Source organism: Bacteroides sp. 11BF (assembly GCF_019633765.1).
Taxonomy (GTDB): domain Bacteria; phylum Bacteroidota; class Bacteroidia; order Bacteroidales; family Bacteroidaceae; genus Bacteroides; species Bacteroides hominis.
The window spans coordinates 33720-46436 of the sequence record NZ_JAFKPJ010000014.1 but is presented as its reverse complement, the minus strand read 5'-3'; the positions used below and the strand labels follow the sequence as shown (position 1 = coordinate 46436).

11 protein-coding genes are annotated in these 12717 nt (G+C 37.0%); 10 read left to right on the top strand and 1 reads right to left on the bottom strand.

What is annotated here, in order from left to right; all coding sequences use genetic code 11:
* The first annotated feature begins 333 nt into the window (after nucleotides 1–333).
* From leuS to JZY04_RS15010, 5 genes are all read left to right on the top strand, one after another.
* Nucleotides 334–3165 (top strand): leucine--tRNA ligase, encoded by a 2832-nt coding sequence (gene leuS, locus JZY04_RS15030; protein ID WP_122143221.1) that lies wholly within the window; start codon nucleotides 334–336, stop codon nucleotides 3163–3165.
* A gap of 14 nt (nucleotides 3166–3179) precedes the next feature.
* The gene (locus JZY04_RS15025) at nucleotides 3180–4079 is read left to right on the top strand and encodes a YitT family protein (protein ID WP_005782852.1); all 900 of its coding nucleotides are present in this window, start codon (nucleotides 3180–3182) and stop codon (nucleotides 4077–4079) included.
* 201 nt (nucleotides 4080–4280) lie between these two features.
* The gene (locus tag JZY04_RS15020) at nucleotides 4281–4817 is read left to right on the top strand and encodes a Crp/Fnr family transcriptional regulator (protein WP_122143222.1); all 537 of its coding nucleotides are present in this window, start codon (nucleotides 4281–4283) and stop codon (nucleotides 4815–4817) included.
* 81 nt (nucleotides 4818–4898) lie between these two features.
* Nucleotides 4899–5324: a DUF4405 domain-containing protein gene (locus JZY04_RS15015; protein ID WP_122143223.1), complete on the top strand. Its 426-nt coding sequence runs from the start codon at nucleotides 4899–4901 to the stop codon at nucleotides 5322–5324.
* A 308-nt stretch (nucleotides 5325–5632) separates the two neighbouring features.
* Nucleotides 5633–6217 (top strand): non-canonical purine NTP diphosphatase, encoded by a 585-nt coding sequence (locus JZY04_RS15010; RefSeq protein WP_032540935.1) that lies wholly within the window; start codon nucleotides 5633–5635, stop codon nucleotides 6215–6217.
* A 487-nt stretch (nucleotides 6218–6704) separates the two neighbouring features.
* Here the strand turns inward: JZY04_RS15010 and nadA are convergent, their stop codons facing one another.
* A complete protein-coding gene (nadA, locus tag JZY04_RS15005) occupies nucleotides 6705–7697 on the bottom strand; it encodes a quinolinate synthase NadA (RefSeq protein WP_022011334.1) in 993 nt (330 codons plus the stop codon).
* 456 nt (nucleotides 7698–8153) lie between these two features.
* Between nadA and JZY04_RS15000 the strand changes: the two genes are divergently transcribed.
* The 5 genes from JZY04_RS15000 (at nucleotide 8154) to JZY04_RS14980 (ending at nucleotide 12689) form a co-directional block, all read left to right on the top strand.
* Nucleotides 8154–8681: an RNA methyltransferase gene (locus tag JZY04_RS15000; RefSeq protein ID WP_122143246.1), complete on the top strand. Its 528-nt coding sequence runs from the start codon at nucleotides 8154–8156 to the stop codon at nucleotides 8679–8681.
* A gap of 154 nt (nucleotides 8682–8835) precedes the next feature.
* The gene (locus JZY04_RS14995) at nucleotides 8836–10305 is read left to right on the top strand and encodes a TolC family protein (protein ID WP_122143224.1); all 1470 of its coding nucleotides are present in this window, start codon (nucleotides 8836–8838) and stop codon (nucleotides 10303–10305) included.
* Nucleotides 10298–11269 (top strand): lanthionine synthetase LanC family protein, encoded by a 972-nt coding sequence (locus JZY04_RS14990; RefSeq protein WP_122143225.1) that lies wholly within the window; start codon nucleotides 10298–10300, stop codon nucleotides 11267–11269. The genes JZY04_RS14995 and JZY04_RS14990 overlap by 8 nt, the downstream gene beginning before the upstream one ends.
* Nucleotides 11270–11282: 13 nt before the next feature.
* Complete coding sequence (locus JZY04_RS14985) at nucleotides 11283–12122, top strand: glycosyltransferase family 2 protein (protein ID WP_122143226.1); 840 nt, start codon at nucleotides 11283–11285, stop codon at nucleotides 12120–12122.
* A gap of 33 nt (nucleotides 12123–12155) precedes the next feature.
* Nucleotides 12156–12689 carry a hypothetical protein gene (locus JZY04_RS14980; protein WP_122143227.1) on the top strand — a complete coding sequence of 178 codons (534 nt, stop codon included), beginning with the start codon at nucleotides 12156–12158 and terminating at the stop codon, nucleotides 12687–12689.
* The last annotated feature ends 28 nt before the right edge of the window (nucleotides 12690–12717 follow it).

Here is a 12717-nt window from a genome sequence, read left to right as displayed (position 1 = left end):
ATCATATTGGCCGAAAAATAAAAAAATCGGGATATATTCCATAAAGATTATATCCCGATCGTTATCCTTTCAGCACATCTTCGTGCTCAAACCTATTGAATGAATGTCATCATTTTTATCTTTTGAGTAATCATATGTCTAATCGATGATTACAAATATAAACACTAAAATTTAAATTATCAACAAATATAAGATTTTTATTTTCTGATCCTTCCCTTTCATACCTATTTTGTTTTTTAGCTATCTTCGTGGTTATCTGAAAATAATCATGTAAATTTGCTCCCTCATATTAAAGTATATATTATAAATCACTATAAACAAAAGGTTATCGCTATGGAATATAATTTCAGGGAGATCGAAAAGAAATGGCAGAAAATATGGGTAGACCACCATACCTACCAAGTAAATGAAGATGCATCCAAACAAAAATTCTATGTACTCAATATGTTCCCTTACCCTTCGGGAGCCGGATTACACGTAGGTCATCCGCTCGGATATATTGCTTCGGACATCTATGCACGTTATAAACGCCTGCAAGGATTTAATGTCCTGAATCCGATGGGTTATGATGCTTACGGACTGCCAGCCGAACAATATGCTATCCAGACCGGACAACACCCTGCAATTACTACCATCAATAACATCAACCGTTATCGTGAACAGTTGGATAAGATAGGATTTTCATTCGACTGGAACCGTGAAATACGTACTTGTGATCCCGAATATTATCACTGGACTCAATGGGCATTTATAAAAATGTTCAACAGCTATTACTGTAATGATGAAAAACAGGCACGTCCCATCGAAGAGTTGATCGAAGCCTTCGAAGCCAATGGAACGAAAAACATGAATATAGCCTGTGGTGAAGAAATGAATTTCACAGCCGACGAATGGAAAGCTAAGAGTGAAAAAGAACAACAGGAAATTTTAATGAACTACCGTATAGCCTATTTAGGCAATACGATGGTAAACTGGTGTCCGGCTTTGGGTACCGTACTTGCCAATGACGAAGTGGTTGACGGTGTTTCTGAAAGAGGCGGTTATCCGGTCATTCAAAAAGTGATGCGCCAGTGGTGTCTGCGTGTATCTGCTTATGCGCAGCGTTTACTTGACGGACTTGAAACCGTAGAATGGACTGACTCACTGAAAGAAACCCAACGTAACTGGATTGGACGTAGTGAAGGTGCTGAAATGAATTTCAAAGTGAAAGATTCCGATCTTGAATTTACCATCTTTACGACTCGTGCCGACACTGTATTCGGAGTTACTTTCATGGTGCTTGCCCCAGAAAGTGAATTGGTATCCCAATTAACGACCCCTGCACAAAAGGCAGAAGTAGACGCTTATCTGGAACGTACCAAAAAACGTACCGAACGCGAACGCATCGCCGATCGTAGTGTTAGTGGCGTATTCTCCGGAAGTTATGCCATTAATCCATTAACCAATGAACCTATACCGGTATGGATCAGTGATTATGTACTGGCAGGTTACGGTACTGGTGCCATCATGGCTGTACCTGCACACGACAGCCGTGACTATGCTTTTGCCAAACATTTCAATCTGGAAATTCGCCCGTTGATTGAAGGTTGCGACGTCAGTGAAGAAAGCTTCGACGCCAAAGAGGGTATTATGATGAACTCTCCACGTCCGGAAACTCCTGAAGGGGGCCTCGTACTGAATGGCTTAACTGTAAAAGAAGCCATTGCTAAAACCAAAGAATACATCAAAGAAACCGGATTGGGACGTGTAAAAGTAAATTTCCGTTTACGTGACGCCATTTTCTCGCGTCAGCGTTATTGGGGCGAACCATTCCCGGTTTACTATAAAGACGGAATGCCTTACATGATCGATGAAAGTTGTCTCCCGTTAGAGTTGCCGGAAGTAGCTAAATTCCTTCCTACAGAAACAGGTGAGCCCCCATTGGGACATGCTACCAAATGGGCATGGGATACTGTCAACAAGTGTGTGACAGACAATGACAAAATCGACAATGTAACCATTTTCCCATTGGAACTGAATACAATGCCAGGCTTTGCAGGTTCTTCTGCCTATTATTTGCGTTATATGGATCCGCGTAATCACGAAGCACTCGTTGCTCCTGCCGTAGATCAATACTGGAGAAATGTAGACCTGTATGTGGGCGGTACGGAACATGCTACCGGACACTTGATTTACTCACGTTTCTGGAATAAATTCCTGCATGATTTAGGCATATCTGTAGCTGAAGAACCTTTCCAGAAACTGGTCAATCAAGGAATGATACAGGGACGAAGCAACTTTGTTTATCGTATCAAAGATACCAATACTTTCGTATCTCTGAACCTGAAAGATCAATATGAGGTAACTCCTATTCATGTTGACGTAAATATTGTATCTAACGATATTCTCGATCTGGAAGCTTTCAAAGCATGGAGACCCGAATACGAAACTGCCGAATTCATCCTGGAAGACGGTAAATATATCTGTGGATGGGCTGTTGAAAAGATGAGTAAATCTATGTTCAATGTAGTTAATCCGGATATGATTGTCGAAAAATATGGCGCCGATACACTTCGTATGTACGAAATGTTCCTCGGACCGGTTGAACAATCCAAACCCTGGGACACGAACGGAATAGATGGCGTACATCGTTTCATTAAAAAATTCTGGTCGCTATTCTATGACAGAAACGGCGAGTATCTGGTAAAAGACGAACCGGCTACCAAAGACGAACTAAAGGCACTTCATAAGCTCATTAAGAAAGTAACCGGTGATATTGAACAGTTCTCCTACAATACTTCGGTAAGTGCTTTCATGATCTGTGTCAACGAACTCTCAAGTTTGAAATGCAGCAAAAAAGAGATATTGGAGCAGCTCGTTGTGGTCCTCGCTCCCTTCGCTCCCCATGTTTGCGAAGAATTATGGGATACATTAGGAAACACCACTTCCGTATGTGATGCACAATGGCCGGCATTTAATGAACAATACCTGGTAGAAGATACGGTTAATTACACGATTTCTTTCAATGGCAAAGCCCGTTTCAATATGGAGTTTCCTGCAGATGCCGCCAGCGATGTAATTCAAGCCACCGTACTTGCTGACGAACGCTCGTTGAAATGGACAGAAGGTAAAACACCGAAAAAAGTTATTGTAGTTCCGAAGAAGATTGTTAACGTTGTTATTTAATACCTACACACAAAATGATAAGCAAACCCACAAAATCCGATGTAATGCGAGAGTTGAGAGATTATATCTTTATCACTCTCGGACTGATAAGTTATGCGTTAGGCTGGACAGCCTTTCTTATTCCTTATCAGATTACTACAGGTGGAACAACCGGTATCGGTGCCATCATCTATTATGCAACAGGCTTTCCTATCCAATGGTCTTATTTCATCATCAATGCTGTGCTGATGACATTTGCCATTAAGATACTTGGTCCGAAGTTCAGTATAAAGACGACATACGCCATCTTTATGCTCACTTTCTTCTTATGGTTCTTCCAACTGGTTATTGTGGACGATAAAGGAGCTCCGCTTCAGTTGGTAGGAGAAGGTCAAGACTTCATGGCCTGTATTATCGGTGCCATCATGTGTGGACTCGGATTAGGGGTAGTATTCAATAATAACGGCAGCACAGGCGGTACTGATATCATTGCAGCCATTGTTAATAAATACAAGGATGTTACTCTTGGACGAATGATTATGTTTTGTGATATCATCATTATCAGTTCATGCTACTTCATCTTCAATGACTGGCGCAGAGTGATATTCGGTTTTGTTACCTTGTTCATCATTGGTTTTGTGCTGGACTACGTGGTTAACAGCGCCCGCCAGTCTGTACAATTCTTTATCTTTTCGAAAGATTATGCAAAGATTGCCGACCGCATAACGAAAGAAACCCATCGGGGGGTAACCGTGCTTGACGGATTAGGCTGGTATAGCCAAAACAATGTAAAAGTATTAGTCGTGCTTGCCTATAAACGCCAGTCTCTCGACATCTTCCGCCTGGTGAAGGATATCGATCCGAATGCTTTCATTTCACAAAGCTCAGTAATCGGTGTATACGGCGAAGGATTCGACCGCCTGAAAATAAAATAAATCCAGAGCGAAAAAACAGATGAAAATAGAGCGTAGCGAAGAAGTTTGAAACTATATTCGTTACGCTCTATTTTTATTTGATTGAGGGCCAAAGAAAAGCCACATTAAAGCCAAACAGCACAGAACTTCCTCCCAAATATTTCTAAAAAGGAGTCGCAAAATGAATAAATGCAAAACCTTATTTTTTCATAACTTTGCATTATGACAAAAGCTAATTACTTAAATAATCCATTTGAATCCCTGATAGGAACTAATAACCTGTCTATTCCATCCAAGACGATATTGCTGGAAGAAGGTAAGATTGCCGATAGACTGTACTTAATTCATAAAGGGTGTTTACGTCTTTTTTTCTATAATGAAGGCAAAGACATTACTTTCCAATTCTTCTTTGAGGGAGATTTTGTTGCATCATTCGATAGTTTATATAGACGTAAACCGAGTCTTTTTTCATTGGAAAGTATTGAGCCCACGGAAGTATCAACGATAAAAAGAGATGATTTTTATCATCTTATTGAGCAAACACCTTCATTAAAACAAATATATGAAGAAAAGCTCATAGACCGATTTCATGTTTACCAGCAGTTGTTTCTTTCCCGTATAAAGAACACCCCACAACAACGATATGAGGAACTGCTAAAAGAATATCCCGATATTATACAACGAGTTCCGCAACATTACATAGCTTCCTATCTCGGTATTACCCCTGTATCATTATCTCGAATAAGAAAAAGACGTTAATTCATTTCTTTACAATTGTTATCGTACTGTAGGTATCAAATTCATGACCTTTGTATCCGTAAAATCAGCTAATTAAAAAAGATGAAACGGATATATATAATAGACTGGATCTTAATACCTTTATTTATCCTTACCTCATACACAGGGATAGGACTGCATATTGCCGCACATGAAAACGACCATGAAATATGGCACAATTGGGCGGTATTTCATGTGATAGCAAGTTTATTGTTCCTGATAACCGTCATATTCCATATAATAACTCATTGGAATTGGTATAAAGGAATTGTAAACAAAGGAATAGGACAGAAAAGTAGAGTTACATTATGGTTATCCGCAACATTTACACTTGTTGTTCTTACAGGTATTATATTGTTCAACGTAGATGGGGCAAACTCTTCAATAGGGTTATGCCACTATAATATTGGAATTTTAATGAACGTACTTTCTATTGGACACATATTCAAGCGAATTCCCATTTTACGAAAATGTTTGAAGAAAAAATAAATTCAAACTCAATTCAGTCCGATTAAATTCATCACTGTATCCTTATCTTCCACATTTATTGTCAGGCTGGTGTACACATCAGCAGATATCTATGAAGAATTGAATAACCTAAATTAAGAAGTCAATATTTGTACATTCAGAGAATTGTTATACTTTTGTATCCAGAAAGAGTTATTTAACAGTATAGCACCGCAAATCGCTGAAAATCGAACCATTGCTAACTTGTTATCTCTGTTTCTCAAGAACCTCACTAATTATTCTCAATCGGTTAAGTCAAGTCGATTAAAATCTAAAATAAATAACAGACAATGAAACGTAAACTTGTTTTTGCCACTAATAATGCACATAAACTGGAAGAAGTATCATCCATATTAGCAGATAAAGTTGAACTGCTCAGCCTTGACGATATAAACTGCCATACAGATATTCCCGAAACAGCGGACACTCTGGAAGGTAATGCGTATCTGAAATCATCCTTTATTTACCAAAACTATGGATTGGACTGTTTTGGTGATGACACCGGATTGGAAGTTGAAGCATTGGGAGGGGCTCCCGGTGTATATTCGGCTCGCTTTGCCGGAGGAGAAGGACATAATGCAGAAGCCAACATATTGAAACTCATGCAGGAGCTGGAAGGAAAAGAAAACCGCAGAGCACAGTTTCGTACTGCCATTTCGCTTATTCTGGACGGAAAAGAGTATCTTTTTGAAGGAGTGATAAAAGGCGAAATAATCAAGGAAAAAAGAGGTAATTCAGGCTTTGGATATGATCCTGTATTCATCCCCGAAGGATATGACCGGACTTTTGCAGAACTGGGAAATGAAATAAAAAATCAAATCAGTCATCGTGCTTTAGCCGTAAACAAATTATGCGAATTTCTCCGCTCCATCTGATTGATAAAAACGGATAGATAAATGATTTTATATCTCCTGCTAAGAGAGATTATAGTATAACACAACAGCGTGTATATAACGAACTCTTTTTGCGCTTTATCCAGTCCAAAACTTTAAATCTCCATTATCAAAACATCCGGATGTTATTAGTTATAACATCCGGATGTTTTGATATATAACATGGGGATCTTTTCATATAAAACATCCCCATGTTTTTGCGTTATAATTCTAACTTTAATTCTTTTAATACCATTACTTCTCTATCATTCTTTACCAACTTTTTCATCCCTTCTTTAAAGAATAGCTTCCGATTGAATGAACCTGCTCTATCAAATTACCTATATTCTATTATTAACAGAGATTTCAACTATCCCTGTTAATAACAAAGAGCCGTATTATACCTTTATATATAAGTATAATACGACTCTTTCATATCATAGATCTATCAATTATTAACCGTAAAGTTAACTATTTATTCACAGCCTGTTTATAAACCCAGTTTCTCTGAAATTTCCAACATTCGTTTAATCGGTTTCACTGCTTCTTTAGCAACTTCCGGGTCAACAGTTACTTCAGGGAATTCATATTTAAGGCAATTATAGAGCTTTTCCAGCGTGTTCAGTCGCATGAAGTTACATTCATTGCATCCGCAGGTACTATCGTTAGGAGGGGCAGGAATGAATGTTTTTTGCGGGCACTTCTTTTGCATTTCATGTATGATGCCTGCTTCGGTAGCTACAATAAACCGTTGCTTGTCACTGTTCACTGCATATTTTAATAAGGCAGCCGTAGACCCCACTACATCGGCCAGTTTCAATACTACACTTTTACACTCAGGATGTGCCAGTACTACGGCATCGGGATATTGAGCTTTTAACTCCACTATTTTCTCCACCGAGAATTGTTCATGCACATGACAAGCTCCGTCCCATAACAGCATTTCACGTCCTGTGATCGAGTTTATATAATTCCCCAGATTACGGTCCGGTCCGAAAATAATTTTTTCATCTTTCGGGAAACTTTCCACAATCTGTTTTGCGTTAGTCGAAGTAACCACCACATCCGTCACTGCTTTGACTGCTGCCGTTGTATTTACGTACGAAATCACCGTATATCCCGGATGTTCCTTCACAAAGGCAGCAAACTTATCTGCGGGACAACTGTCTGCCAATGAACATCCCGCATTCAAATCGGGTACCAATACCTTCTTTTCCGGACAAAGCACTTTTGCAGTTTCACCCATGAAATGAACTCCACACATCACAAGAATATCCGCATCGGTTTTAGCCGCGATTTGAGCCAAAGCCAGACTGTCGCCAATGTAATCGGCAATATCCTGTATTTCGCCTTTCTGGTAATAGTGTCCCAAGATTACCGCATTCTTTTCTTTTTTCAGTTCATTGATGGCTGCTTTCAGATCAATGCTTTTGTCTACGGGCTCGTCAACGAATCCCTTATTCACCCATTCTTCTCGATTCATTATATTCTTATTTTTTCTCTTCTTTTAAAAAGAAATCCTTTGTTAGTGATTATAGCCTGTTAATAGTGTTAGCAAATAAACCGGCTTTTTCTTGCCGGATAAGTTATTAGTTACTTATCTAAGTTTATAATCAGTTTATGAACGTGTCTATTTATTGATAATAAGCTATATTGCTAACTTCATTAACACCTTGTTGATAAAGTGCAAAGTTAAAAACTTTATGGATATAAACAGGCTAATTAGTACTGAAAAATCTGTTGAAGTATGCTTGGAAAGTTGAAGCTAACTTTTTTGTATTGTTCATATCCCGTTGCTCTTATACCTTCATTTGAATAATGCAAGAATTAGTTTTCAAAATATATGCTGATTCTTTTGACAGGTTTTAAACCGTTATCAACACCTATGTTAACAAGAAAAGAATTACTTTTGCAACATACTAACAGAAACGACATCATCATGCGAAAATTGAAAATAACCGAGCTGAACCGGATAAGTATAGAAGAGTTTAAAGAAGCTGATAAATTGCCTTTAGTTGTAGTGTTGGATGATATACGGAGCTTGCATAATATCGGTTCTGTGTTTCGTACGGCAGATGCTTTCCGGATTGAATGTATTTATCTGTGTGGAATTACGGCTACTCCTCCCCATCCCGAGATGCATAAGACAGCTTTGGGAGCCGAGTTTACAGTGGATTGGAAGTATGTTAATAACGCAGTTGAAACGGTTGATAACCTCCGGAGTGAAGGATATGTGGTATACTCTGTCGAACAGGCAGAAGGGAGTATCATGTTGGATGAGTTAGTACTGGACCGCTCAAAAAAATATGCCATAGTTATGGGAAATGAAGTAAAAGGAGTGCAGCAGGAGGTTATTGACCATTCGGATGGTTGCATTGAAATTCCTCAATATGGTACAAAGCATTCATTGAATGTATCGGTAACGGCAGGAATTGTGATCTGGGATTTATTTAAAAAGTTGAAGTAGTCTTGTAGATGCTCTTTGTTAAATATCTTATGGTTTTAGAATAAATTACTGTATAATTATTAAAAATAAATAAATAAAAATAGTAATATTATTCTATTTATATGGTTTTTATGATATTGCAAAATAAACCTAAACCTAAAGATATTCTAAAACATTGAAAACATTATTAGTCTATATATTGGTATTTTCCTTGTGCTATACGAATGCATATTGTCAAAGTATACCAAGAGAAGTGACATTAGATGAAGTGATAAACAGACTATCTCTGGAATCATCATCGGCTAAAATAGAATTACTTAACTTCCAAAACGACTTATTGCAATACGAGAATTATAAGAAAAGCTTTCTCCCTGCATTTGTGCTGAATTTTAATCCTATCAATTTTAACAGGTCACTGCGATTATTGCAACAACCGATCGATGGAAGTTATTCTTATGTAGAGGACAATTCAAATAATACTAATTTTGGTACTACTGTACGACAGAAAATAAGCATAACAGGAGGGGAACTGAGTATTGGAAGTAATATAAATTATTTGAATGAGTTTTCACGTAAACAAAACAGTTTTAGTACAAATCCGTTTTTTATAAGCTATTCGCAGCAGTTGTGGGGAGGAGGAAAATTACAAAGGTTGGAAAACAAAATTGAACGTGCCAAAAACGAAGTGGCCGTGAAACAATATTGTTCAAACATTGCCCAGATCCAGCAACAAGCATTGACGCTTTATTTATCCGCCATACTGAGTAAGATGGATAGTGAACTTGCCATAGATATCAAACAGAGCAACGACACTCTGTTACATATTGCAGAGATAAAATTGAGGAATGGAAGTATCACTGAATATGATTACAAGCAGATGGAATTGCAGTCCTTAAACTTGCAATACATGTATGAAAATGCGGTCAAACACTATGCGGAATCAATACAAAAACTTTTTACTTTTTTAGGAATAGAAAATAATGCCGAAATTACAATACCGGATTTTGACTTACCCTTAACCATCGATGCTCGGCTTGCAATCTACTATGTGAAAAAAAATAATCCAATTTCAAATCAGCAAGAGATTCAACAGTTGGAAGAGGAGAAAAACCTGTTCTCTATCAAATTGAAGAATAGGTTCAATGGAAATATAAGTTTAAACTATGGAATAAATCAGTATGCTGAAACATTGGCCGATGCTTACCGGCATGGAAATACAAGACAGTCCGTGGTCATTGAATTTCAAATACCTATTTTTCAGTGGGGCATCAACAAAAATAATATCCGGATCGCAAAGAATAATTATGATGCAAGTCGGTTGCGAATAGAAAAAAAAATGTTTGAATTTGAGAACGAAGTAAAAGAAAAGATAAATGCTTATGATCATAGTGTAAAGCTTTGGCTGACAGCATCAAGAGCCTATGCGTTATCGAAAGAACAGTATAAGATGTTGACGAAAAAGTTTTCATTGGGAAAAGTGTCGGTATATGAACTTGCCACCGCACAAAAAGAGCGAAATGATGCTATGCAGCGTTACTACTCTGCCATCAAAGATTCTTACGAAAGCTTCTTTACATTACGTAATTTGGCTTTATATGATTTTAAAAAAAATGTCGAATTAGAAAAAATACTCTTCAATGATTAGTGATACAACCATACGAAAACTTGTTGATTATATCTCACTGAATGCCTGCTCTGTCAACTCTTCCGGTCTTTACAACGGAAAGTCAGGAATCTCTTTAGCGTTATTTGAAACTGCTAAATGTTTGCAAGATACTGAAATTGAAGATAAAGCTTTCAGCCTATTCCAAGAATCTTTAATAAGAAAAACAAATGATTATGGCTTTGAAAATGGTATGTCCGGAATAGGATATGTCCTTATCTATCTAATAACAAATAAATTAATTGATGCCGATTTTGAAGATTTGTTTGGAGACCAATGCGAAGCAATAATCAAACATTTTGAAAACATTGACAAGCAGCCGGATAAGCTGTTAGTTTCATATAAAATTATTTATTTTTTATTTGTCTTGGATAAATTACAAAAGCAAGATGAGAGAATATATTCAATTATTGAGAAAATATTTCAAGGACTGGAACTTTATTTATCACTTCAGTTTTTCGATTGGAAAAATATTTATTACATAAATAGTAAAGATTATGTATTACAAATGTATGAGGCTTATTTAAAGTTGGTCGATTTTTGCAATTATAAATATTTTTCAAAATCATTGATGGATAGTTACGTTACATTATATAGTGAGGGAAGAATTGCGAGTTCACTTGTTAGGGGGTATTATTTACGTAGTATCATTACTAAAAATAATATGGTTGGTTTTAATGATGTAATAAGAGATCATATCAGATATGGACAAAAGAATATTAATCCAGCTATTCTCTTTTTGGACCAAAAGATAAATTTAACGGGAATCATAGAAAACGCTGATGAAAATCGTGTAAAAATTCAGCGTATAGAAATGGATTTGTCTGAAGAAAGTTTAGAAAGGATAAAAAGAATGGTTCGTCCCAATTGTATACATGTTGGATATCAATATGGATTGGCCCGTTATCTTGGCTTTTGCGCGAATAAAAAATTTCCTTTACTTTAATAACTTGATAACAATGTGTGAGATATCTGTTGTAATGCCTGTCTATAATGCCGAAATGCATATAAAAGATGCGATAGAAAGCGTCTTAGAGCAATCTTTTGTGGATTTTGAGTTCATCCTCATAGACGATGGTTCTACCGACCGCACGTCTTCTATTATTCAGTCATATAATGATAAAAGAGTACGTCTTATTCAAAACAGTCATAATTTTATAGAGTCATTGAACCTTGGAATAGAGAATTCTTTAGGAAAGTATATGGCTCGTATGGATGGAGATGATATAATGCATATCGATAGACTAAAAATTCAATATGCGATTATGCAAGAATATCCGGATGTAACTGTTTGTGGAACTTGGATGAACAGTATTGGAACATATTCACAAACGAATGGTTTATTGAGTACCTTGAGTGGGTTGGTTGAACAACCACTGTTAAAATTTACAAAGGGAAATTTCTTGTTTCATCCCACTACTATGATAAGGATGGATTTTTTGAAAAAGAATGCATTAAAATATGAGAACTGCCCTTATGCCGAAGATTTTAAATTTTGGGTGGAGATAGCAAAGTCAGGAGGGAGATTTTATATTGACAGTCAACCATTACTCTATTACCGAATATCAGATAGTCAGGTCAGTAGCCAAAAAAGTAGTGAGCAAAGAGCAACAACAGAGTCTATAATTAATGAGGTTTTGGAATATCTGATAGAACTCAATAAAAATGAATATCCGGAATTAGTGGCAGTTTATGGTGATTTATGTAAGTTGTACGAAAAACAATTACTTACTAAATGTGAAGTATTAACTTTATTTCAAAATTTATTTTCAAAGAATGAAAAGAAGTTGAACCTATAATAAATTTAATAACAACTTTAAAATTCAACAACAATGAAAAAGCTAACAAGAAAAAGTTTAGATGAACTGGCGAAAACAATGCCGGTAATTGAAGAGTCATTGCAAATGAGCTACGTTGGGGGAGGAAATGGAACATCAGCTAATCCTTATACCCAAGCGGAATTCGATAACATGCTTAGCAATGACAACTGGAACGGTGGTTATGTAGAAGGAATGGGATATGTAGCTACCAATACGTATATTTATGGGAGTTCGGTATACTCGGGATCGGTATCACAAATGTATTATACATTTCCTGATTATGTCACCTCGATCTCCTCTACAGGGTGGGACAGATTTCTCTCCGAAGCTGTAGGGCTTACTCCGTTAGGATCACTCGTAAGCCATGTTTCACAAGACATCACCAATATGGAATTATCTATTTTGAGAGAGCTGTTGGAAAAGGGCTATAACGCTTCGTCTTCTTTCAACTTTGTTAAAACGAATATACCGTACGGAGGGACTCAAATTTCAGTTTATGATGCTGCCACGGGTCAGTTTGTTACATCAAGAACGGTTGGTGAATGAAATTCCACGCATAAGATCCTTCGGCTTT

Excerpts from the sequence above, each read along its gene's own strand:
- leuS (WP_122143221.1), top strand. The coding sequence starts at position 334 with ATGGAATATAATTTCAGGGAGATCGAAAAGAAATGGCAGAAAATATGG.
- JZY04_RS15025 (WP_005782852.1), top strand. The coding sequence starts at position 3,180 with ATGATAAGCAAACCCACAAAATCCGATGTAATGCGAGAGTTGAGAGAT.
- JZY04_RS15020 (WP_122143222.1), top strand. The coding sequence starts at position 4,281 with ATGACAAAAGCTAATTACTTAAATAATCCATTTGAATCCCTGATAGGA.
- JZY04_RS15015 (WP_122143223.1), top strand. The coding sequence starts at position 4,899 with ATGAAACGGATATATATAATAGACTGGATCTTAATACCTTTATTTATC.
- JZY04_RS15010 (WP_032540935.1), top strand. The coding sequence starts at position 5,633 with ATGAAACGTAAACTTGTTTTTGCCACTAATAATGCACATAAACTGGAA.
- nadA (WP_022011334.1), bottom strand. The coding sequence starts at position 7,697 with ATGAATCGAGAAGAATGGGTGAATAAGGGATTCGTTGACGAGCCCGTA.
- JZY04_RS15000 (WP_122143246.1), top strand. The coding sequence starts at position 8,154 with ATGCGAAAATTGAAAATAACCGAGCTGAACCGGATAAGTATAGAAGAG.
- JZY04_RS14990 (WP_122143225.1), top strand. The coding sequence starts at position 10,298 with ATGATTAGTGATACAACCATACGAAAACTTGTTGATTATATCTCACTG.
- JZY04_RS14985 (WP_122143226.1), top strand. The coding sequence starts at position 11,283 with ATGTGTGAGATATCTGTTGTAATGCCTGTCTATAATGCCGAAATGCAT.
- JZY04_RS14980 (WP_122143227.1), top strand. The coding sequence starts at position 12,156 with ATGAAAAAGCTAACAAGAAAAAGTTTAGATGAACTGGCGAAAACAATG.